The 22125-nt window shown below is 66.1% G+C and carries 17 protein-coding genes; 2 read left to right on the top strand and 15 right to left on the bottom strand.

Annotated features, from left to right (window positions below; genetic code table 11):
• Nucleotides 1-9: 9 nt before the first annotated feature.
• The 11 genes from ACXRVZ_RS05185 to ACXRVZ_RS05135 all read right to left on the bottom strand — a co-directional run bounded on the left by ACXRVZ_RS05185 (nt 10) and on the right by ACXRVZ_RS05135 (nt 16019).
• Entirely contained in the window at nt 10-4770 is a 4761-nt protein-coding gene (locus tag ACXRVZ_RS05185; protein ID WP_457420836.1) for a glutamate synthase-related protein, read from the bottom strand.
• A gap of 128 nt (nt 4771-4898) precedes the next feature.
• Nucleotides 4899-5591, bottom strand: coding sequence for an REP-associated tyrosine transposase (locus ACXRVZ_RS05180; protein ID WP_458232225.1), 693 nt, complete (start codon nt 5589-5591; stop codon nt 4899-4901).
• A gap of 60 nt (nt 5592-5651) precedes the next feature.
• Complete coding sequence (locus tag ACXRVZ_RS05175; RefSeq protein WP_457420832.1) at nt 5652-6788, bottom strand: deoxyguanosinetriphosphate triphosphohydrolase; 1137 nt, start codon at nt 6786-6788, stop codon at nt 5652-5654.
• A complete protein-coding gene (gene aroB, locus ACXRVZ_RS05170) occupies nt 6788-7882 on the bottom strand; it encodes a 3-dehydroquinate synthase (RefSeq protein ID WP_457420830.1) in 1095 nt (364 codons plus the stop codon). The genes ACXRVZ_RS05175 and aroB overlap by 1 nt, the downstream gene beginning before the upstream one ends.
• Nucleotides 7883-7918: 36 nt before the next feature.
• Nucleotides 7919-8488 carry a shikimate kinase gene (locus ACXRVZ_RS05165; RefSeq protein ID WP_457421016.1) on the bottom strand — a complete coding sequence of 190 codons (570 nt, stop codon included), beginning with the start codon at nt 8486-8488 and terminating at the stop codon, nt 7919-7921.
• A 19-nt stretch (nt 8489-8507) separates the two neighbouring features.
• Nucleotides 8508-10925, bottom strand: a complete 2418-nt coding sequence (locus ACXRVZ_RS05160; protein WP_458232224.1) for a hypothetical protein — start codon at nt 10923-10925, stop codon at nt 8508-8510.
• 37 nt (nt 10926-10962) lie between these two features.
• Nucleotides 10963-13137, bottom strand: coding sequence for a type IV pilus secretin PilQ (pilQ, locus tag ACXRVZ_RS05155; protein ID WP_457420826.1), 2175 nt, complete (start codon nt 13135-13137; stop codon nt 10963-10965).
• Nucleotides 13134-13658 carry a pilus assembly protein PilP gene (locus ACXRVZ_RS05150; protein WP_457420824.1) on the bottom strand — a complete coding sequence of 175 codons (525 nt, stop codon included), beginning with the start codon at nt 13656-13658 and terminating at the stop codon, nt 13134-13136. The genes pilQ and ACXRVZ_RS05150 overlap by 4 nt, the downstream gene beginning before the upstream one ends.
• On the bottom strand, nt 13655-14335 hold the full coding sequence (locus ACXRVZ_RS05145) for a type 4a pilus biogenesis protein PilO (protein ID WP_457420822.1): 681 nt from the start codon (nt 14333-14335) through the stop codon (nt 13655-13657). The genes ACXRVZ_RS05150 and ACXRVZ_RS05145 overlap by 4 nt, the downstream gene beginning before the upstream one ends.
• 5 nt (nt 14336-14340) lie before the next feature.
• Complete coding sequence (locus ACXRVZ_RS05140) at nt 14341-14943, bottom strand: PilN domain-containing protein (RefSeq protein WP_457420820.1); 603 nt, start codon at nt 14941-14943, stop codon at nt 14341-14343.
• Nucleotides 14940-16019, bottom strand: a complete 1080-nt coding sequence (locus tag ACXRVZ_RS05135) for a pilus assembly protein PilM (RefSeq protein ID WP_458232223.1) — start codon at nt 16017-16019, stop codon at nt 14940-14942. The genes ACXRVZ_RS05140 and ACXRVZ_RS05135 overlap by 4 nt, the downstream gene beginning before the upstream one ends.
• Before the next feature lie 285 nt (nt 16020-16304).
• Here ACXRVZ_RS05135 and ACXRVZ_RS05130 point away from each other — a divergent pair, with 285 nt between their 5' ends.
• Nucleotides 16305-18713 carry a penicillin-binding protein 1A gene (locus tag ACXRVZ_RS05130; protein WP_457420816.1) on the top strand — a complete coding sequence of 803 codons (2409 nt, stop codon included), beginning with the start codon at nt 16305-16307 and terminating at the stop codon, nt 18711-18713.
• A gap of 6 nt (nt 18714-18719) precedes the next feature.
• Here the strand turns inward: ACXRVZ_RS05130 and cyaY are convergent, their stop codons facing one another.
• Entirely contained in the window at nt 18720-19052 is a 333-nt protein-coding gene (gene cyaY / locus ACXRVZ_RS05125; RefSeq protein WP_457420814.1) for an iron donor protein CyaY, read from the bottom strand.
• An 11-nt stretch (nt 19053-19063) separates the two neighbouring features.
• Here cyaY and lptM point away from each other — a divergent pair, with 11 nt between their 5' ends.
• Nucleotides 19064-19213, top strand: a complete 150-nt coding sequence (gene lptM / locus ACXRVZ_RS05120; RefSeq protein WP_457420812.1) for an LPS translocon maturation chaperone LptM — start codon at nt 19064-19066, stop codon at nt 19211-19213.
• On the opposite strand, the gene ACXRVZ_RS05115 is transcribed toward lptM, so the two are convergent.
• From ACXRVZ_RS05115 to ACXRVZ_RS05105, 3 genes are read right to left on the bottom strand one after another with little or no spacing between them, the layout of a single operon-like run.
• On the bottom strand, nt 19210-20205 hold the full coding sequence (locus ACXRVZ_RS05115) for an ABC transporter ATP-binding protein (RefSeq protein ID WP_457420810.1): 996 nt from the start codon (nt 20203-20205) through the stop codon (nt 19210-19212). The two genes, lptM and ACXRVZ_RS05115, sit on opposite strands and share 4 nt — an antisense overlap.
• On the bottom strand, nt 20202-21182 hold the full coding sequence (locus ACXRVZ_RS05110; protein WP_457420808.1) for an ABC transporter ATP-binding protein: 981 nt from the start codon (nt 21180-21182) through the stop codon (nt 20202-20204). The genes ACXRVZ_RS05115 and ACXRVZ_RS05110 overlap by 4 nt, the downstream gene beginning before the upstream one ends.
• The gene (locus ACXRVZ_RS05105; protein WP_458232222.1) at nt 21179-22123 is read right to left on the bottom strand and encodes an ABC transporter permease; all 945 of its coding nucleotides are present in this window, start codon (nt 22121-22123) and stop codon (nt 21179-21181) included. The genes ACXRVZ_RS05110 and ACXRVZ_RS05105 overlap by 4 nt, the downstream gene beginning before the upstream one ends.
• Nucleotides 22124-22125 lie beyond the last annotated feature (2 nt).

The following is a 22125-nucleotide window of genomic DNA, read 5'->3' as shown; positions in this document are numbered from 1 at the left end:
TTCTTCTCCTTAGACCTTGGCCGCAGCAGGCGCCTTGGCCTGAGCGATGGTGGTGGCGGCTTGCTTGGCGGCGTTCAGTTCGCCCAAAGCGCGGCGGTATTCGTTCGGGAACACCTTGATGAACTTGGTACGCGCCTCGGCCCAGTGGTCGAGGATGTCGCGCGCACGCTGGCTGCCGGTCCAGCGGTGATGGTCTTCCAGCAGCTTGCGCAGGATGGCCTCGTCGGTCTGGGCCTCGCGGTCCACCCCGTCGACACCCTTGGTGCGGTGCCAGATGGCCTTGTCGACGCCCGCTTCCTGTTCCCGCGCGGTCATCAGCCTCTCCAGCGAGACCATGCTGGTGTTGCAGCGCTTGGCGAAGTGGCCGTCCTCGTCGTAGACGTAGGCGATGCCGCCGCTCATGCCGGCAGCGAAGTTGCGTCCGGTCTTGCCCAGCACGGCAACCGTGCCGCCGGTCATGTACTCGCAGCCGTGGTCGCCCGTGCCTTCAACGACCGCCGTGGCGCCCGACAGGCGCACCGCGAAGCGCTCGCCCGCCACGCCGCGGAAGAAGGCCTCGCCGCGCGTCGCGCCGTACAGCACGGTGTTGCCGACGATGATGTTCTTCGTCGCGTCGCCACGGAAGTCGATGCTGGGGCGCACGACGACGCGGCCGCCGGACAGGCCCTTGCCGGTGTAGTCGTTGGCGTCACCGATCAGATAGAAAGTGATGCCGTGCGCCAGGAAGGCGCCGAAGCTCTGGCCGCCGGTGCCTTCCATCTGGATGTGCACGGTCTGGTCGGGCAGGCCCTCGGGGCGGCGGCGGATCAGCTCGCCAGACAGCATCGCGCCCACCGTGCGGCGCACGTTGGTCACTTCCTGCATGAACTGCACCTTCTCGCCCTTCTCGAAGGCGGGCAGGCACTTCTCGATGAGCTTGACGTCCAGCGCGCGGCCCAGGCCGTGGTCCTGCACGTCGTTGTGGATGCGGGCCACGTCGGCTGGCACGACCGGGCGATGGAAGATGCGGCCGAACTCCAGGCCCTTGGCCTTCCAGTGCGAGATGGCCTTCTTGGTGTCCAGCCAGTCAGAGCGACCGATCAGTTCGTCGAACTTGCGCACGCCGAGCTGGGCCATGATCTGGCGCGCTTCCTCCGCGACGAAGAAGAAGAAGTTGACGACGTGCTCGGGGCGGCCGGAGAACTTCTTGCGCAGCACCGGGTCCTGCGTGGCCACGCCCACCGGGCAGGTGTTGAGGTGGCACTTGCGCATCATGATGCAGCCCTCGGCCACCAGCGGCGCGGTGGCGAAGCCGAACTCGTCGGCGCCCAGCAGCGCGCCGATGACGACGTCGCGACCGGTCTTCATCTGGCCGTCGGCCTGCACGCGCACGCGGCCGCGCAGGCGGTTGACGACGAGGGTCTGCTGCGTCTCGGCCAGGCCCAGCTCCCACGGCGTGCCGCAGTGCTTGATGGACGACCAGGGCGAGGCGCCCGTGCCGCCGTCGTGGCCGGCGATGACGATGTGGTCGGCCTTGGCCTTGGCCACGCCGGTGGCGATGGTGCCGACACCGACTTCCGAGACCAGCTTGACCGACACGTCAGCACGCGGGTTGACGTTCTTCAGGTCGTGGATGAGCTGGGCCAGGTCCTCGATGGAGTAGATGTCGTGGTGGGGCGGCGGGCTGATGAGGCCGACGCCGGGCACCGAGTGGCGCAGCATGCCGATGTACTCGGACACCTTGCCGCCGGGCAGTTGGCCGCCCTCACCTGGCTTGGCGCCCTGGGCCATCTTGATCTGGATCTGGTCGGCGCTGACGAGGTATTCGGTGGTGACACCGAAGCGGCCCGACGCGACCTGCTTGATCTTGGAGCGCAGGCTGTCGCCCTCTTGCAGCTCGTAGTCGGCCTCCATGATCTTGTGGCCCAGCACGTCGCCGATCTTGGCACCCTGGACGATCTTGATGCCCTTGAGCTCGTTGCGGTAGCGGGCCGGGTCTTCGCCGCCCTCGCCCGTGTTGCTCTTGCCGCCGATGCGGTTCATGGCGACGGCCAGCGTGGCGTGCGCCTCGGTGGAGATGGAGCCCAGCGACATGGCGCCGGTGGCGAAGCGCTTGACGATGTCGGCGGCCGACTCGACCTCCTCCAGCGGCACGGCCTTGGAGGAATCGAACTTGAACTCGAACAGACCGCGCAGCGTCATGTGGCGCTTGCTCTGGTCGTTGATGATCTGCGCGTATTCCTTGTACGTCTCGAACTTGCCGGCGCGCGAAGCGTGCTGGAGCTTGGCAATGGCGTCGGGCGTCCACATGTGGTCTTCACCGCGGGTGCGCCAGGCGTACTCGCCGCCGGCGTCCAGCATGCTGTCCAGCAGCGGGTCGTCGCCGAAGGCGCCCTCGTGCATGCGGATGGCTTCCTCGGCCACCTCGAACACACCGATGCCGCCGACCTGCGTGGGCGTGCCGCGGAAGTACTTCTCGACGAAGTCCGCCCTCAGGCCGATGGCCTCGAAGATCTGCGCGCCGCAGTAGGACATGTAGGTCGAGATGCCCATCTTGGACATGATCTTGGACAGACCCTTGCCCACGGCCTTGATGTAGTTGTAGCGGGCCTGCTCGGCGGTCAGCTTGGCCGGCAGTTCGTCCTTCATGGACTCGAGCGTTTCCAGCGCGAGGTAGGGGTGGACGGCTTCAGCGCCATAACCGGCCAACACGGCGAAGTGGTGCACCTCGCGCGCGGTGCCGGTCTCGACGACCAGGCCGGCCGTCGTGCGCAGGCCTTCACGCACGAGGTGGTGGTGGACGGCGGACAGGGCCAGCAGCGCGGGGATGGCGATGCGGTCAGCGCTGAGGTGGCGGTCCGTGATGATGAGGATGTTGTGGCCGCTTTTGATCGCGTCCACGGCCGAGGCGCACAGCGAGGCCAGTTGCGCTTCGACGCCGGCACGTCCCCACGGGGCCGGGTAGGTGATGTCGAGCTCGCTGGACTTGAACTTGCCGTTGGTCGGCCCAGCGATGCCGCGCAGGCGCGCCATGTCGTCGAAGTCCAGGATGGGCTGGCTGACTTCCAGACGCATCGGCGGGTTGACGGCGTTGATGTCCAGCAGGTTCGGCTTGGGGCCGATGAAGCTGTTCAACGACATCACGATGTTTTCGCGGATCGGGTCGATCGGCGGGTTCGTGACCTGGGCGAACAGCTGCTTGAAGTAGTTGTAGAGCGGCTTGTTCTTGTTCGACAGCACCGCCAGCGGCGAGTCGTTGCCCATCGAGCCGATGCCTTCTTCGCCGTTGGCGGCCATCGGGGCGAGCAGGAACTTGATGTCTTCCTGCGTCGTGCCGAAGGCCTGCTGACGGTTCAGCAGCGAGGTCGTGAAGCCGGGGCGCGCGGCCTCGGGTGCGACGGCGATGTCGTCCAGCTTGACGCGGACGTTCTCGATCCACTGACGGTAGGGGCGGGCGTTGGCGAACTGGTTCTTCAGCTCTTCGTCGTCGACGATGCGGCCTTGCTCCAGGTCGATGAGGAACATCTTGCCGGGCTGCAGGCGCCACTTCTTGACGATCTTGTTCTCGGGGATGGGCAGCACGCCACTTTCCGAGGCCATGACGACGAGGTCGTCATCGGTGATGCAGTAGCGGGCCGGGCGAAGGCCGTTGCGGTCCAGCGCGGCGCAGACCTGACGGCCGTCCGTGAAGGCCATCGCGGCGGGGCCGTCCCAGGGCTCCATCATGGCGGCGTGGTACTCGTAGAAGGCGCGGCGGCGCTCGTCCATGCCTTCGTGCTGCTCCCAGGCCTCCGGGATCATCATCATGGCGGCGTGGGCCAGCGGGTAGCCGGACATCGTCAACAGTTCGAGCGCGTTGTCGAAGGTGGCCGTGTCGGACTGGTGCTCGAAGCTGATCGGGTAGAGCTTCTGCAGGTCGTCGCCCAGCACGGGAGACTTCATGACGCCTTCGCGCGCCCGCATCCAGTTGAAGTTGCCCTTGACCGTGTTGATCTCGCCGTTGTGGCAGACCATGCGATAGGGGTGGGCCAGCGGCCACTCGGGGAAGGTGTTGGTGGAGAAGCGCTGGTGGACGAGGGCGATGGCCGAGACGACGCGCGGATCGGCAAGGTCCTTGTAGTACTTGCCGACCTGATCCGCCAGCAGCAGGCCCTTGTAGATGATGGTGCGGCAGCTCATGCTGGGCACGTAGTACTCGCGGCTGTGCGTGAGCTTGAGTGCCTGGATGGCGCTGGAGGCCGTCTTGCGGATGACGTAGAGCTTCCGCTCGAGCGCGTCGGGGACGATGATGTCCTGACCGCGACCGATGAAGATCTGGCGGATCACCGGCTCCTTCTCGCGCACGGTGGGCGACATGGGCATGTCGCGGTCCACCGGCACGTCGCGCCAGCCGATCAAGACCTGGCCCTCGGCCTTGATGGCACGGGCGAGTTCCTGTTCGCAGGCCAGGCGGGAAGCGGCTTCCTTGGGCAGGAAGATCATGCCGACGCCGTATTCGCCGGGGGGCGGCAGGTTGATGCCCTGCTTGGCCATCTCCTCGCGGTAGAACTCGTCAGGCACCTGGATCAGGATGCCGGCGCCGTCGCCCATGAGCTTGTCGGCACCGACCGCGCCGCGGTGGTCCAGGTTCTCGAGGATCTTCAGGCCCTGCTGGACGATGTTGTGCGCCTTGTGACCTTTGATATGAGCCACGAAGCCGAGGCCGCAAGCGTCCTTCTCATTGGCCGGCCGGTAGAGCCCGTTTTCGGCAAGGTCTTGGATCTCGGACTGAATCTGCGCGGCGTGGCTCATGGCGCCCTCCTGGAACACAACAGCGGCGAGCGTACCGCAGCAGAATCAAGGCATCAACCCTCATAAAATGGGGTCAGAGTCTATTTATTAAGCTGATAGATTAGCCATCAAAATAAATAGGGCCACAGTCAAGACAAAGGTTTTCGAGGCCGGCCCCGCGGACGGCGATTGACGACGGCTGCGTGATCTGCAGCGAGCGGCCTCAGGAAAGCATCGCTGCCGACGGGGCGCCCACGCAGCACCGCATCGGTGAATTCCGCCTGCTCGGCCGTCGCGACGCCCTGTTCCATGAACTCGCGATAGGCGTGTTCGCGCTCAAACGGCGTGTTACCGAGCAGCCAGTACATCTCGTGCTCGGTGATTAGCACATTGCGGGCCAAGCCCAGGTGATGGGTCGCGCTGGACCAAGGCCATTGCGCCGGTTCAGTGCACAGGCCGGCGCGTACAGGATTGAGTTCGATGTAGCGCATGCAAGCCAGCAGATGGCGCTCACCCTCGATCAGCCCGGCGCGAAAGCGCCCTTCCCACAGCGTGCCGCTGCGCTGATGGCGCGCGTTGAACCAGCCCACATAGCGCCGCCCGAGGGACTGCATCATGCGGCTGAGGGCGTCCGCCGTGGGGGGCGTCAGCAACAAGTGGAGGTGGTTGTCCATCAGCACGTAGGCGTGGACGGCGACGCGGTACTGCAAGGCCGCCTCCGCCAACGTGGCGAGCAGATGCTCGCGATCGAGGTCGCTGAAGAAGATGGCCTGGCGGTTATTGCCGCGCAGGATGACGTGATGAGGCTGATCCGGCAGGATCAATCTGGGGAGTCGAGCCATGCGTGTCCTTGTCGTCCCGGTCAGGCGCGGCGACCAGCATAATCGACTCTGACCCCATTTTTAGAAGAGGCTCTTGCCCGTCATCCTTTGATGCTCGCGGATGGCGAAGCGGTCGGTCATGCCGGCGATGTAGTCGGTGCAGGCCCGCTCGCGGTCTGTGCGCTCGGCAAAGTCCGGCGGCATCTGTGTCGCGTCGCCGGCGTACAGCGCGAAGAGATCGCGCAACACTTCTTCGGCGCGTGCCCGCGTCGACTGGACCTGCGGGTGGCGGTACAGGTTGGCGAACAGGAAGCGCTTCAGCGCCGTGCTCTTGGCGCGCATGTCGGGGCTGAAGCGCAGCAGCGGCTTCTCGCAGCGCCGCACCGCGTCGGCATCCCCAGGCGCTGCTTCGGCCAGGGCCGAGCGGGTCGCGTCGATGATGTCGTAGACCTGCGCCGACAGCATGCGGCGGATGGTCTCGAACAGCAGGCGCTTGCCGGCCAATTGCGGGTGAGCGTCCAACGCCGCGCGCCAGTGCTCGCGCACCAGCTCAACTTCCAGCAACTGCTCCAGCTCGATGAGACCCGAGCGCACGCCGTCATCCACGTCATGGGCGTTGTAGGCGACCTCGTCGGCGAGATTGCACAGCTGCGCCTCAAGGCTGGGCTGGCCGCCGTGCAGGAAACGCGTCGCAATGCCCCCCGGCTCCGCAGCCTCGATGAGTTCGGCGTTGCGGCGCGAACAGTGCTTGAGGATGCCCTCGCGGGTCTCGAAGCAGAGGTTGAGGCCGTCGAACTCCGGGTAGCGCTGCTCCAGTTGGTCGACGACGCGCAGCGACTGCAGGTTGTGCTCGAAACCGCCGTGCCCGCGCATGCAGTCGTCCAGCACGTCCTGGCCGGCGTGGCCGAAGGGCGTGTGCCCCAGGTCGTGCGCCAGCGCCACAGCCTCGACGAGGTCTTCGTCCAGACCCAGGCTGCGCGCGATGGAGCGGCCCAACTGCGCAACCTCCAGCGAGTGCGTCAGCCGCGTGCGAAACAGATCGCCCTCGTGGTTGAGGAAGACCTGGGTCTTGTAGACGAGGCGGCGGAAGGCCGTGCTGTGGATGATGCGGTCGCGGTCGCGCTGGAACTCGCTGCGCGTCGGCGCGGCCGGCTCCGGCAGGCGGCGGCCGTGGCTGCGCGCCGGGTCGGCGGCATAGGGCGGGCGCGGCTGCGCCATCAGGCCGCTCCGTGGGCGACGAGCGTTTCGGCGATCAACGTGTCGGGCACGGCATGCAGGCCGGCCTGGCCCAGTTGTTCGATGAGCACGAAACGGATCGCCCCGGCCTCGGCCTTCTTGTCGACCCGCATCAGCTGCAGGTAGCGCTCGGCGCCCAGCTTCGGCGGCTGCACCGGCAGGCCGGCGCGCACTGTAAGAGTACGCAGCCGCTCGACGAAGTCGACTGGCACCAGCCCCATGCGTTGGGACAGGTCAGCCGCCAGCACCATGCCGCAGGCGACGGCCTCGCCATGCAGCCAGGCGCCGTAGCCCAGGCCAGACTCGATGGCATGGCCGATGGTGTGGCCGAAATTGAGGATGGCGCGCAGGCCCTGTTCCTTCTCGTCCTGGCCAACGACATCGGCCTTGATCTCGCAGCTGCGGCGCACCGCGTAGCCCAGCACGGCCTTGTCGCGGGCCAGCAGCGCATCGAGGTTGTCCTCGATCCAGCACAGGAAGCCTGCGTCGGCGATGGGGCCGTACTTGATGACCTCAGCGAGGCCGGCGCGAAGCTCGCGATCAGGCAAGGTGTCCAGCGTGTCGAGATCGGCGATGACGCGCTCGGGCTGGTAGAAAGCGCCCAGCATGTTCTTGCCGAGCGGATGGTTGATGGCCGTCTTGCCGCCCACCGAGGAATCGACCTGGGCCAGCAGCGTGGTGGGCACCTGCACGAAGGGCACGCCGCGCATGTAGATGGCGGCCGCGAAGCCGGTCATGTCGCCGATGACTCCGCCGCCCAGTGCGAACAGCACCGTCTTGCGGTCCAGCGCCTGGCCCAGCAGGTGGTCGCAGATGCGGTTCAGGCTCTCCCAACCCTTGTGCTGCTCGCCATCGGGCAGCACGACCAGGTCGACGCGGGCATAGACGGCCCGCAGGCGTTCACGAAGGCGCTCGCCATACTGCGGCGCCACGGTCTCGTTGCTGACGATGACGGCCGCAGCTGCCTTGGGCAGCCCCTGCCAGCTGGCCGGCTCGTTCAAGAGGCCGGTGCCGATGCGGATCTCGTAGTTGCGGTCGCCGGGGAGATGAATGTGGACAGTATCGGGAGCAGGCATCGGCCAAGTGTAAGAGCCGCCCTCTCCTCGACTGCGCTACTGGGGTTCCGCGCCGACGGTGGCGGGTACCCGATTCGGGTCCAGCAAACCGGCCAGCTCCAACTGCGTCAAGGCCATGTTGACCAGCGAATGGACCGACGGCCGGGCGCTCTCCAGCACATAGTGGGCGCAGCGGCGGTAGAGAGGGTCGCGCTGTTGATGCAGCTCGCGCAGCTTGGCCAGCGGGTCTTTCACCTGCAGCAATGGCCGGGTCGTGTCATGGCGAAGGCGGCGGAACAGGTCCTCGGGCGTGGAGCGCAGATAGAGCACCGTCGAGCCGCCATGCAGCAGCTCGCGGTTGCGCTCGCGCAGCACCGCGCCGCCACCCGTGGCCAGCACGCAGTCGCCCGGCCGCGCCAGCAGATCGGCTATCGCTTCCGTCTCGATGTCCCGAAAGGCCTCCTCGCCGTGGTGCTCGAAGAACTGCTTGATGCTGCCGCCGATGCGCAGCTCGATTTCCTGGTCCGAGTCGACAAAAGGCACGCCAATTTGGCGTGCCAGTTGTTTGCCGACGGTGGACTTGCCACCGCCGGGCATGCCGACGAGGGCGATGACCGCTGGATTCAGATGCCCTCCGGCGACGACATCAGTCTCTGTCGGTGCAGGATCCGACCTTGCCGTAGGGGCTGGTCACGAACGGCGGCTCTCCTTCGCTCTTCACCGCGGCGACCGGGACAGCCGTGATCTGCTGGTTGCCACGCAGGTCGCTCAGCAACCGGGTCTGAGCCGTCGCGAGACGACCATACCAGGCCGGCGGGCTGACCACGCCCGAAGCCGTCACCTTGATGGAGTACTCGGTCCAGCTGCCGTAGCTCTTGGGGTACTCGATGCGCAGCACAGCCGAGCCATTGCTGTCGGTCTTGGTCGCCCCGACCATCGTGATGGACACATCGGACTTGCGCGGGTCCAGCTGGCCACTACCGTTGACGTCTTCGCTGGTGGGAGAGGTTTCAATCGTGCCATTGCGGAAGCCGTTGAGCGACCCGTCCTCATTGATGCAGGCCGCCGTGACCACCTGAACCCATTGCTTCGCAACGGTGTCAAAGATCCAGACGCCCTTCTGATAGCTCGGCAGATCGAGCACCGGGGTCAACTGAACGTCGGACTTGGGGTTGCCTGCCGCATCCACCACCAGCACCGTGAACTTCTGGGTGTAGGTCAAGGTGTTGGCGCCTTCGCCGATGAGGTTGTCGGTGCCGATGGAGATGGAAAGCGGCTGTTCGACCACCGTCAGGGACACCGACAGCAGGTTCGCGGCGGGGCAGGCCGCGATGGTCGCGACGGTGTCGTCCTTGCCGTAGCAGGCATAGACCGTCACCTGGTCCGTGGCACTGGAGCGCTGGCCCGGCACGAAACTGGAGACCGCCACGCCGCCTGCATCGGACGTGATGACCACATCCTTGCCAGAGCTGATGTCGCCATCCGTACCCGATGCGTTGGTGCCCAGACCCAGGCGCACGCGCACATTGGGCACCGGCTGGCTGTTGTTGGTCAGGAACAGCAACCGCAACTCGGCTCGGTTGTCCTTGGACCCGACGGCATTCACGCTGACGACGGAGGGTGCCACCGTGAAGGTCGCCGACGCAATGTTGGTGGCGGCGGGCACATCGGCGAGCTTGGCGTCTATCTGTACCGTGCTCGTCAGATTGGCGCCGCCGGCAGCAGCCGTGATCAGCGTCGGGCCCGAGCCGGCAGCAACATAGCAGTAGAGGTAGCGGCCGCCGCCGTCGGTGACGCTCGCGGCGCCTGGCGCGACACCCGGGCACGTAGTCGCGACCGAAGCACCCGGACCGCTCACCGTGATCGCCGAGCCGACCATGGCGTTGCCGTTGACGTCGGTAAGCGTGTACTGGATCTGGCCGGGATCACCCACCTTCAACGTGGCCGGTTGCAGCGTCGCCTGCAGCTTGGCGCCCRTCACGCGGAAGGAGGCCTGGCGCGTGAAGGTGCCGCTCTTGGCAGTCACGGTGACCTGCCGGTTGGAGCGGTCCGCGCCTATCGTCACCGAGGCCTTGGCGGTGCCGTCGGCAGCCGTTTTGGCATTGCCCACGACCAGCACGGCGTTACTGTCCACGCTGAAGGTGACGTCGATGCCAGCGACGGCGTTGCGGTCCTTGTCCACGGCCGTGACAACAACGTCGACGACGTCGCTGCCCGAGTTGCCGATGGTTGCCTTGTTCAGGCTGATGGTCAGGTCGTTCGCCTTCGGCACGACGGCCGTGGAGTCGACGACATCGACGCTGACCGAACGGGTCACGGTGCCACTGACGGCGTTGACCTTGATCGTGCGGTTGGTCAGGTTGCTGCCCAGCGACAAGGTCGCTCTGAGCTGGCCGGTACCGCTGTTGGTCGTCGTGGCCAAGCCGTCCGCAGTCACGAAGGCGCCGCCGCTGGTCACGGGGTCCTCGACCGAGAACACCAGCGGTGCCCCACCCGCGGCACCGCGCGTCGCATCCAGCGTCGTCGCCGTGATGGTGACCGTCTGCGTGCCGTTGTTCGGCAGCGCCGTCTTGTCAGCGACCAGCGAAATGTCGGCCACCTTGCCGCCGGTCACGCTGTCCACCACATTGAACTTGAAGGTCTGCGTGATGCTGCCGCTGGTGGCCGTCACGGTGACTTCCCGGCTCGTCTTGTCGACGAGGCTGACGGCGGCGGTCACCTTGCCGTCCGCCGTATTGGTGGTCTTGGCCGAAGGCGTCACAACTGCACCGGCGGTGACCGAGAAGTCCACGGGCGTGGCAACGCCTATGAGCGCGGCATTACCGGTGGTCAGCGCCGTCACGGTCAGCGTCAGCGTGTCCGTGCCCGTGTTGACCAAGGTCGAATTGCCAGTGACGGACAGCGCCGTCAGGGCGCTGGGCGTGGTGCCCGAGCCAGGCGGGAACACCGACTCGCCGGCACTGCCGCCACCGCCGCCGCAGGCCGACAGAAAGGCCGCCATTCCCAGTCCCAGCGCAGCCTGGGCAAGGCGGCGCCAGCCCTGCGTGACGATGGTTTGCAACATGCTCGAACTCCTGAATATCTCTGAATGTCTTGGCGCTTCAGCGCACTGCGGCCCGTTCGCTGACAACCTTGGGCGTCAGGAAGATCAAGAGCTCGGTCTTGGAGGTCGTGCGCGTCTTGTTCTTGAACAGGTTGCCAAGGAAGGGCACGTCACCCAGCAGCGGCACCTTGTTGATGGTCTCACCTTCGTCCTGGGTGTAGATGCCGCCGATGACGACCGTGCCGCCGTTCTCCACCAGCACTTGCGTCTGCGCGTGCTTGGTGTTGATGGCATAGCCCTGGGGCGTCAGCGTGCCGCGGCTGTCCTTGTTGACGTCCACGTTCAGGATGACGCTGCCCTCGGGCGTGATCTGCGGCGTGACCTCGAGCTTGAGGTTGGCCTTGCGGAAGGCGATGGACGTCGCACCGCTGGCCGTGGCGACCTGGTAGGGCAGTTCCTCGCCCTGCTCGATGATGGCCTTGACCTGGTCGGCCGTGATGATGCGCGGGCTGGATACCACCTTGCCCTTGCCGTCGGACTCCAGAGCCGAGAGCTCCAGATTCAGGAAGCGGTTGGCGGTTGCGCTGAAGAGCGACACGGCCACCGTCTGAGCCACCGCACCGGCAAAGCTGTCCGACGAGGTGTTGGCCGGCAGGTTGACGACGTTGGTGTTGTTGTAGCCCGGGTCGACCGAGGTCTGGCGGGTCTGCCAACCGACGAGGTTGTAGTTGCTGCCGACCGTTAGGTAGTTGTCGCCACCGACGTTGTAGCCCGGGATGCCACCCGCTCGACCGCGTGCGTCGTAGCCACCGAGCTTGACGCCCAGCGCCCGGCCGAAGCGATCGTTGGCTTCGACGATGCGCGCCTCGATCAGCACCTGGCGCACCGGGATGTCGATCTTGGCGATCATGGCCTGGATCTCCTCGAGCTTGCTCGGGATGTCCGACACGAAGAGCTGGTTGGTACGCGACTCGGAGATGACACTGCCGCGCGGCGACAGGATCTTGGTGCCTGAACCGGAACCCCCACTGCCGCCGCCGGAACTGGAGCCGATGCTCTGCCCGGTCAGCCCCTTGGCGATTTCCTCGGCCTTGACGTAATTGAGCTGGAAGGACTGCGTGCGCACCGGCTCCAACTGGGCGATGGCCGCCTTGGACTCGAGGTCGAGCTTTTCCTTGGCGGCCAGTTCGTCCTTGGGCGCGATCCACAGCACATTGCCGGACTTCCTCAGGCCCAGGCCCTTGGCCTGCATGATGATGTCCAGGGCCTGGTCCCAGGGCACGTCCTTCAGGCGCAGCGTGACGTTGCCCGTCACGGTGTCGCTGGTGACGACGTTGAAGTTGGTGAAGTCGGCAATGACCTGCAGCAGCGCGCGAACTTCGATGTTCTGGAAGTTCAGCGACAACTTGTCGCCCGAGTAGCCCGGCCCCTGCGTGAGCTTGTTGGGGTCGACCTTCTGCTGCCTGACTTCGAGCACGAACTGGTTGTCGCTCTGGTAGGCGCTGTGCTCCCAGTTGCCCTTGGGTTCGACAACCATGCGCACGCGGTCACCCGCCTGTGTCGTCGTGATCAGTTGCACCGGCGTGCCGAAGTCGGTCACGTCGATCTTGCGGCGCAGGTTCTCGGGCAGGCTGGAACGCAGGAACTCGACGACGAGGCCTTGGCCCTGCTGCTGGATGTCCACCCCCACCTGGTTGCTCGGGAGATTGACGACGACGCGGCCGGCACCGTCGGCGCCACGACGGAAGTCGATGTCGCGCAAGGGCTGCGGCGCGCTGTTCATGCTCTGCGCAAAGTGCATGGGCTCGCCGGGCGCCTGCGCCGCCGGAGCCGAGGCATTCAGCACGAGCACGAGGGCGCTGCCCTCCAGCTTGGCGCTGTAGGTGGACGCCTGGCGCAGGTTCAGCACGATGCGCGAGCGGTCCCCCGCCTGGGCCACATTGGCCGAACGCAGATTGCCCTGGTTGATGTCGACGACATTGCGACCGATGGCGTTGACAACGCCCGGCAGGTCGATGGCGATGCGCGGCGGCGTCTGCACCGTGAAGCCCGTCGGCACGGCCGACAGCGGCTCACTCAGTTCGATGCGCACGACGTCGACACCGGCTTGCTGGCTGGTGTTGATCGCCTTGATCTGGGTCTGCGCCCACGCTGCCGGCGCGCTCAACAGCGCGACGGCAACCCCCAGCAACCAGCTACGGCCCATTGCCTTGTTCTCCTGCAGTGTCTTCATCGTCCCTTCTCCTGTAGCTGGAGGGTACTGGTGCGTTCAATCCACTCGCCCGCAGCGTCCTGGACGACTTCTCGCAACGTGATTTCGGTCTCGCTGATCTTGGTGACGCGACCGAAGTTCTGGCCGAGGTAGTCCCCGGCCTTGACCTGGTAGAGCAGGTTGTCGACGCGCAGCAGCGCATAGCGCCGGTTGTCGCGCGTCAGGCTGCCCACCATGTTCATGCTGTCCAGCGGATAGGCTTCCAGCGGCTCTTTGCGCCGGTTGATCTCGGCGGTCAGCAGCGAATTGGGCTGGGCGGCTTCCTGCTTGATGGCGACGCTGAGCTTCTGCGTGCTGAAGGGCTCGACGCCAGCGCTCGATTCATAAGGCTGGGGCAGGAATTTCTTGGGCGGCAGCAGCGGCGTGACCGACGGCTTGGCCTCCTTGCGCTGCTGATCCATCCACTGGCGCAATTCTTCCCGGTCGCCACCGCAGCCGGCCAGGGCCGTCAGCGCGGCCATGCAAATCAGCTGGCGCCTCATTTCTTGCCTCCCGCTGCCTTGGCCGCGGCCTTCCTCTGTTCGGCCACTTCCGTCGGATCCAGATAACGGTAGGTGCGCGCGGTCGCTTCCATGCTCAGCGGGCTGTTCGGGGCGGCCGGCGCAACCACGACGAGGTTGTGCAGCGTGACGATGCGCGACAGGTTGGACACGTCGGCCGCAAAGGCGCCAATGTCGTGATAGCGGCCCGACACGCGCACCGCGATGGGCAGCTCGGCGTAGTAGTCCTTGACGAGGATCTGGCCGGGCCGGAACAGCTCGAACTGCAGCCCGCGGCCGACGCCGGCACTGCTGATGTCTGACAGCAGGGAGTCGATCTCTGCCTTGCCGGGCAACTGCTTTTCAAGCTGGGTCACGTACTCCTCGACCTGGCTTTTTTGCTTGCGCAGTTCGGGCAGGTTGACGGCCTGGCCGAGCTTGTTGCGGAAGTCCTCGCGCAGTTGTGGCTCGCGAGCATGCTCGGCTTCCAGGCGAGCCTGTTCGTCCTGCAGTAGGACGATATAGCCGGCACCGACGACGGTCAGCACCACGGCCAACGCAGTCGCGAGCTTGGGCGCCCAGGGCCATTGGCCGGGCTCCTTGAAATTGAGATCCTTGAACTGGTTGGCGAATTCCGCAAACCAGGCATTCACATCGAACTTGGGCAGGGAAGCAGCCATGGCCATCAGCCCTTCTTGGGTGCAGACGCGCCCGATGCAGGGTCACGCGGCGGCGCCTTGATCGAGACCTTCATGGAGAAGTCGAGCAGCCGACGCTGGTCGCGCGTGTTGGCGGTGACATTGGCCAGTTTCACCTCGATGAGGTCCGGCTTTTCCAGCCATTCCGAACCGCGCGACACATTGCGCAGGAACTCGGAGACCCGCTCGTTGGTCTGCGCAATGCCGCTGACCGTGACCACCTTGTCGGCCTGACGGATGGCGGTCAGGTAGACGCCTTCAGGCGCCAGGCGCGCCAAGTCGTTGAGCAGTTGCACGGGCGTGTTGCGATCCGTCTGCAGGTCTTCCACCGCGCGCTGGCGCGACTTCAACGACTCGATCTCGGCCTTGAGGTTGGCGATGTCCTTGATCTGCGCCTCCAGCCGCGTGATCTCGCTCTGGATGTACTGGTTGTGCGATTGCTGCTCCTGCGTCAGGAACTGCAGCAGCAGATAGGCAGCCACGACGATGCCCGCACCGATGATGGCCGCCAGGCCCATACCGGCAAAAAAGGCAGCCTTGCGCCGCTTGCGCCTTTCCTCGCGGTAAGGCAGCAGGTTGATCAGGATCACTGGAAGAACCTCCGCATCGCGAGGCCGCAGGCGGTGAGATAGGACGGCGCCTCACGCTGCAACTTGGATTCGCGCACCGTCGAGGCTAGGCCCATGCTGTCGAATGGATTGACCACCATGCAGGCAAAGCCGGTCAGATCGGTCACGCGCTCCTTGAGGCCCGGCAGCGTCGCCGTGCCACCCGCCAGCATCACGTAATGCACCTTGTGGTGGGGCGTGCTGGTGAAGAAGTACTGCAGCGCGCGGCCGATCTCCTGCGACAGGCTATCGACGAAGGGCGTCAGCACGCTGGTCTCGTAGTCCTCCGGCAGATCGCTGGACAACTTCTTCTGCTCGGCCTCCTCGAAGGAGAAACCGTATTGGCGCGAGATGAGTTGCGTCAGCTGGGAGCCACCAAAGGATTGGTCGCGGTCGTAGAGCAGTTCGTCGTCGCGCAGCACCTTGAGGCTGGTGGTGTCGGCGCCGATCTCGAAGAGGGCGACGAGCGCGTCCCGGCCCTCATTGGGCAGTGCGGCGATGAGCCGGCCCATGGCCATGCGCGAGGCGTGGGACTCGATGTCCAGCACGACGGGGCGCAGGCCCGCTGCTTCAGCCAGGCCCTGGCGATCCTGAACCCGATCCTTGCGGGATGCAGCGATCAGCACTTCGACGTCACCCACCGACGTCGGGCTGGGGCCGATGACGCAGAAGTCCAGGCTGACCTCGTCGAGCGAGAAGGGGATGTATTGATTGGCTTCGGCCTCAACCTGAAGCTCGAGTTCTTCCTCGCGCAGGCCGGCCGGCAACATGATCTTCTTGGTGATGACGGCCGACTGGGGCATGGCAAGGGCGGCATCACGGGTCTTGCTGCCGCTGCGGGCCACGACGCGGCGCACGGCATCGGCCACTTCGTCGAATTTCTCGATCTGACCGTCGACGATCCAGCCTTTCTCGAAAGGCTCGCTCGCAAAACGCTCCAGCACGAATTCGCCGCTCTTGGTCTGGTTCAACTCCACCAGCTTGACGCTGGAGGAACTGATATCCAGGCCAATCAGCGCAGGGTGCTTGCGACCCAAAAGTGCGTCAAGTATTCCCATGCCCTTTGTCCCCGATGCGTGGAGTTACGTATCGGACTATTAATAAGTTACTTGAATGCTAGCAGCAAAGCCATTGACACCGAACGGGATTTCCCTGCGAGCTGGTAACGCCACGTTGCTAAACATACACGATCAAACAGGATTGCAAGCTCCTGAAAAACACAGGGGAAGCGTTCGTTTGGCACGGCATTTGTAGCCAGGTTTGGTATACAAGAGGCCCCACATGGCGCTTCCTATAATCGGTCGACTCTCTTCAAAGCGCCCGCAGGCGCGACTTGCCGGCACATGAAAGACAAGCCTCGCTCCGCTGCGCCCAGCTCCCCCAGTGCAGCCCCCGCAACTGCCGGCTCTACCTCCGCCTCCCGCTCGACTGTTTCGCTCAGATCCCGCCTGGGTCATCTGGCGTTGTGGGGCCTGGGCCTGCTTGCGGGTGGCGTTGCCGCAGTCGCCTTGCTGCTGGCCTTGGGCCTGGCTCTGGCCTATCCCAACCTGCCCGACATCGGCGGCCTGACCGACTACCGCCCCAAGCTGCCGATGCGCGTGCTGTCCAGCGACGGCGTGCTGATGGGCGAGTTCGGCGAGGAGCGGCGCAGCTACCGGCCGATCGAGCAGATCCCCAAGCTGATGCAGGAGGCCGTGCTGGCCATCGAGGATGCGCGCTTCTATCAGCATGGCGGCGTCGACTACCTCGGCATCATCCGCGCGGGCCTGGCCAATGTCGGCGAGTCGCGCAGCCAGGGCGCGTCGACGATCACGATGCAGTTGGCCCGCAACTTCTATCTGTCGACCGAGAAGACCTTCACCCGCAAGATCTACGAGATCCTGCTGGCGCTCAAGATTGAAGCGGCCCTGCCCAAGGAAAAGATCCTCGAGATCTACATGAACCAGATCTTCCTGGGCCACCGCGCGCATGGCTTCGCGGCGGCCAGCGAGGTTTATTTCGGCAAGACGCTGGACAAGCTCAGCATTGCCGAGGCCGCCATGCTGGCCGGCCTGCCAAAGGCGCCGTCGGCCTACAACCCCATCAACAACCCCAAGCGCGCCACCATCCGCCAGCAATACATCATCGAGCGGATGTATGAGACGGGTTACATCACAGAGGAGCAGCGCGACGAGGCCAAGGCCGAGAAGCTGCGCATCCGGCCGGTGCAGGAGTCGGTCACGCACGCCGAATTCGTCGCCGAGGCGGCGCGCCAGCTGATCTTCGGCCAGTACGGCGACGAGGCCTACTCGCGCGGCCTCAACGTGTATCTGACGCTGAACAGCGCCGAGCAGAACACCGCCTACCGTGCGCTGCGCCGCGGCATCCTCGACTACGAGAAGCGCCAGGTCTACCGCGGCCCCGAGGCCTACGCCGACCTGCCGGGCGACGCCAAGGCGCTGGACGCACGCATCGCCGAGGCACTGACCGATCACCCGGCCAACGATGAGCTGCTGGCCGCCGTCGTGCTGGAGGCCGACCCCAAGAAGGTCACCGCCGTGCTGCAGAGCGGCGACACCATCGCCATCGTCGGCGAGGGCCTGAAGCCCGCCACCTCCGGCCTGTCCGACAAGGGCAACCCCAAGACCCGCATCCGCCGCGGCGCGGTCATCCGCGTCGTCAAGGGGCCGAAGCAGAAGGACGGCGGCGAGTGGACCGTCACGCAACTGCCAGAGGTGGAAGGCGCCTTCGTCTCGCTGGACCCGCACAACGGCCAGGTGCGCGCCATGGTGGGCGGCTTCGACTACGCCAAGAACAAGTTCAACCATGTGACGCAGGCCTGGCGCCAGCCGGGCTCCAGCTTCAAGCCCTTTATCTACTCGGCAGCGCTGGAAAAGGGCTTCACGCCGGCCACCGTCGTCAATGACGCGCCGTTGTTCTTCGACGCCGGCACCACTGGCAGCCAGCCCTGGGAGCCCAAGAACTACGACGGCAAGTTCGAAGGCCCGATGCCGCTGCGCACGGCCCTGGCCAAGTCCAAGAACATGGTGTCCATCCGCGTGCTGCACTCCATCGGCGTGCGCTACGCGCAGGAATGGCTGACGCGCTTCGGCTTCGAGGCCGAGAAGCACCCGGCCTATCTGACGATGGCGCTCGGCGCCGGCTCCGTCACGCCGATGCAGATGGCCCAGGGCTATGCGGTGTTTGCAAACGGCGGCTTTCGCGTCAACCCGCAGCTCATCAGCCGCATCACCGACAACAAGGGCCGCCTGCTCTACGAGGCCCTGCCCGTCACGCTGAGCGACGACGCCCGTGCCATCGAGCCGCGCAACGCCTTCCTGATGAGCAGCCTGCTGCAGGAGGTCACGCGTAGCGGTACGGCGGCGCGTGCGCAGGCCACGCTGAAGCGCCCCGACATCTACGGCAAGACCGGCACGACCAACGACTCCATGGACGCCTGGTTCGCCGGCTACCAGAAAGACCTGGTCGCCATCGTCTGGATAGGCTACGACCAGCCGCGCAAGCTCGGCGACCGCGAAACCGGCGGCGGCCTGAGCCTGCCGGTTTGGATCGAGTACATGCAGTACGCGCTGCGCAACAAGGCCGTCGACGAGATCACGCCGCCCGAGGGCGTCATCAACGTCAATGGCGAGTGGTTCTACGAGGAGTACACGGCCGGCAGCGGCGTGCGCGAACTCGCCAACGAGCCGAATGCGCCGGCGGCGGCGACGGAAGACGAGAAAAAGTCGATCCTCGACCTGTTCAAGCGCTAGTGCGGATCAGGCGCTGAACGTCAGCGCCTGGCCGGCCTGCTCGCTCGCGCAGCGCGACAGCCGCGCGAGGAACTCCTGGCCTTCGCGGTCGATCCACTGCGCGCCGTCCCACTTGAAGTGGTAGCCGCCCGAGCGCGCGGCCAGCCAGAGTTCCTGCAGCGGCGGCTGCGTATTCAGCACGATCTTGCTGCCGCCAGGCATGCTCAGCTCCAGCAGGCCCCCGGTGCGATGGGTGTCGATGTCGACCACGTCGCCATCCAGCCAGGCGTCGATCTGCTCCTCGATACGGGCAAGCAGCGCGTGGGCCTTGGTGAGGTAATCGGCGTCGGACAGGGACATAAACTGGGCAGATGAACAAGACTGCCGTCAGTGTAGGTGGGCGCCTTGCGGCGCTGCTGATCACCCTTACCGCCCTTGCGGGATGTGGACAGAAGGGGCCGCTGACGCTGCCCAAGCCGACCGATTCGGCTTCAGCACCGGCCTCGGCATCCGCGCGCTAGGCCCTGCCCTCTTCCACCGCGTGGCAGGCCACGCGCACGCCACGCAGTTCCAGCAACGCCGGCCGCTCGGCCTTGCAGCGGGCGTTTGCCAGCGGGCAGCGCGGATGGAAGCTGCAGCCACTGGGCGGGTTGAGCGGGTTGGGCACCTCGCCCTGCACCGGCGTGCGSGCGCGGCCGCTCATGTGGATGTCGGGGATCGCATCCAGCAGCATGCGCGTGTACGGGTGCAGCGGCCGCGCGAACAACTCCGCCTTGCCCGCCACCTCGACAAGGCGGCCGAGGTACATGACGCCGACCCGGTCCGCCACATGGCGCACGACGGCCAGGTTGTGCGAGATGAACAGGTAGGTCAGGCCCTTGTCGCGCTGCAAGTCCTTCATGATGTTGAGGACCTGGGCCTGCACGGAGACGTCCAGCGCCGAGGTCGGTTCGTCGCAGACCAGGAACTCCGGATTCGTCGCCAGCGCCCGTGCAATCGAGATGCGCTGGCGCTGGCCGCCGGAGAACTGGTGCGGGAACTTCTCGGCGTCGGCGGGGTTGAGGCCGACCGAGCTCAGCAACTCGCCGACGCGCTGGCGGGCCTCGGCGTCGCGCGTCACCAGGCCGTGTTCGCGCAGCGGCTCGGCAACGATGTCCAGCACCTTCCAGCGCGGGTTCAGCGAGGCGTACGGATCCTGGAAGATCATCTGCATGCGCCGCCGCAGCGGGGCCGCACCCGAACCCGCCAGCGTCTTGACGATGTCTTCGCCGTCGAAGATCACGGAGCCGCGCGTCGCGCCGTAGAGGCCGACCAGCAGCCGCGCCACCGTGCTCTTGCCGCAGCCGCTTTCRCCGACCAGCGCCAGCGTTTGGCCGCGCTCGATGGCGAAGGAGACGCCGTCGACCGCATGCACGAAGGCCTTGGGCTTGCGCTCGACGACGCGGTTCAGCCAGGGCGGCGACACGTCGAACACCTTGGCGAGGTCTCGCACCTCGACGAGAGGCTGGCTCATCGTGCCACCTCCACGGTCACCGGCCGCCAGCAGGCGGCGCTGGTCGCCCCGACCGAGGCCAGGTCAGGCCTCTCGACGCGGCAACGCTCGACGACGCGACCGCAGCGCGGGTTGAAGGCACAGCCAGGCGGGATGGCCGTCAGCCGCGGCATGGACCCATCGATCTGCAGCAGGCGCTCGCGGTCCTCGTCCATGGCCGGGATGGAGCCCATCAGGCCGACGGTGTAGGGGTGGGCGGGGCGGTGGATGACATCGGCGACGGGCCCGATCTCAACGATGCGGCCGGCGTACATGACCGCAACTCGGTCGCAGGTCTCGGCGATGACGCCCATGTCGTGCGTGACCAGCATGACGGCCGCACCCTGGTCTTTGCAGACCTTCCTCAGCAGCGCAATGATCTGCGCCTGGATGGAGACGTCCAGCGCCGTCGTCGGTTCGTCCGCGACGATGAGCTTGGGCTCGCCCGCCAGCGCAAGCGCGATGACGACGCGCTGGCGCATGCCGCCGGAGAACTGGTGGGGGAAGTGATCGATGCGCGCTTCAGGCGCCGGGATGCCGGTCGACGCCAGCAGTTCGATGGCGCGCTTGCGAGCCTGGGCCGCCGTGAGGTCGAGGTGGGTTGTTATCGTCTCGACGAGCTGGTGTCCGACCGTGTAGAGCGGGTTCAGCGAGGTCAACGGGTCTTGGAAGACGGCGCCGATCTCGCGGCCGCGCACGCGGCGCATCTGCTCGTAGGGCAGGTTGTCGATGCGCCGGCCCGCCAACTTGATCTCGCCGGCGGCGATGCGGCCCGGCGGGTCCAGCAAGCCGATGATGGCCGCGCCGGTCAGCGACTTGCCGGCGCCGGATTCGCCGACGACGCCAAGGATCTCGCCCGGCGCGATGGCGAAGGAGATGTCGTCCAGCGCCAGCAGCGTGCCGCGGCGGGTCGGGAACTCCACCCGCAGGTGGCTGACTTCTAACAAGGGTGCAGTCATCGCAGACGGGGATTGAGCGCGTCGCGCAGCCAGTCACCGAGCAGGTTCACGCTGAGCGTGATCAGCACCAGGGTCAGGCTGGGCCAGGCGGTGATCCACCACTCGCCCGAGAACAGGTAGTCGTTGCCGTTGCGGATCAGCGTGCCCAGCGACGGGCTGGTGACCGGCACGCCGACGCCGAGGAAGGACAGCGTCGCCTCCGTGATGATGGCCGAGGCGATCTGGATGGTGGCCAGCACCAGCACCGGCCCGAGCACATTGGGCAGCACATGGCGGCGCATGATGCGGAAGGACCCGACGCCGATGACGCGGGCCGCCTGCACATATTCCTTGTTGCGCTCCACCATCGTGGAGCCGCGCACGGTGCGTGCGTACTGCACCCAGCCGGTCAGCGAGATGGCCAGCACGAGGACGACGAAGGCCAGCGCGTCGGGCGCATTGGGAAAAAGGCTGCGGCCGACGCCGCTGATCATCAGCGCGACCAGGATGGACGGGAAGGACAGCATCACGTCGCAGATGCGCATGACGAAGGCATCAACCCGCCCGCCGACGAAGCCCGCCAGCAGACCCAGGCTGACACCGATGACGATGGACAGCAGCACCGACGCAATGCCGACGAGCAGCGAAATGCGCGCGCCGTACATCAGCGCCGACAGGATGTCGCGGCCCTGGCCGTCCGTGCCGAGCAGGAACTTGGGCTCGCCGCCGCTGATCCAGGCGGGGGCTTTCAGCGAATCCATCAGCTCCAGCGTCGCCAGGTCGAAGGGGTTGTGCGGCGCGACGACTTCGGCGAACAGCGCGCAGACAAAGCAGATCAGCGTGACGGCGGCCGCCAGCATCGCCACCGGCGACGAGCGGAAGGAGTGCCAGACGTCGCCGTCGAAAAAGCCGCGCAGCGCGGAGGCCGACGGCGTGGGATTGGGGTTGGCGTCGACTGCCATCT

This window comes from Roseateles sp. P5_E8, from assembly GCF_054177665.1.
Note: the sequence above shows the minus strand (reverse complement) of the source record. Positions and strands in the feature narration are given on the sequence as shown.

Coding starts and splice junctions, on each gene's coding strand:
- ACXRVZ_RS05185 (WP_457420836.1), bottom strand. CDS start 4,770: ATGAGCCACGCCGCGCAGATTCAGTCCGAGATCCAAGACCTTGCCGAA.
- ACXRVZ_RS05180 (WP_458232225.1), bottom strand. CDS start 5,591: ATGGCTCGACTCCCCAGATTGATCCTGCCGGATCAGCCTCATCACGTC.
- ACXRVZ_RS05175 (WP_457420832.1), bottom strand. CDS start 6,788: ATGGCGCAGCCGCGCCCGCCCTATGCCGCCGACCCGGCGCGCAGCCAC.
- aroB (WP_457420830.1), bottom strand. CDS start 7,882: ATGCCTGCTCCCGATACTGTCCACATTCATCTCCCCGGCGACCGCAAC.
- pilQ (WP_457420826.1), bottom strand. CDS start 13,137: ATGAAGACACTGCAGGAGAACAAGGCAATGGGCCGTAGCTGGTTGCTG.
- ACXRVZ_RS05150 (WP_457420824.1), bottom strand. CDS start 13,658: ATGAGGCGCCAGCTGATTTGCATGGCCGCGCTGACGGCCCTGGCCGGC.
- ACXRVZ_RS05145 (WP_457420822.1), bottom strand. CDS start 14,335: ATGGCTGCTTCCCTGCCCAAGTTCGATGTGAATGCCTGGTTTGCGGAA.
- ACXRVZ_RS05135 (WP_458232223.1), bottom strand. CDS start 16,019: ATGGGAATACTTGACGCACTTTTGGGTCGCAAGCACCCTGCGCTGATT.
- ACXRVZ_RS05130 (WP_457420816.1), top strand. CDS start 16,305: ATGAAAGACAAGCCTCGCTCCGCTGCGCCCAGCTCCCCCAGTGCAGCC.
- cyaY (WP_457420814.1), bottom strand. CDS start 19,052: ATGTCCCTGTCCGACGCCGATTACCTCACCAAGGCCCACGCGCTGCTT.
- lptM (WP_457420812.1), top strand. CDS start 19,064: ATGAACAAGACTGCCGTCAGTGTAGGTGGGCGCCTTGCGGCGCTGCTG.
- ACXRVZ_RS05110 (WP_457420808.1), bottom strand. CDS start 21,182: ATGACTGCACCCTTGTTAGAAGTCAGCCACCTGCGGGTGGAGTTCCCG.
- ACXRVZ_RS05105 (WP_458232222.1), bottom strand. CDS start 22,123: ATGGCAGTCGACGCCAACCCCAATCCCACGCCGTCGGCCTCCGCGCTG.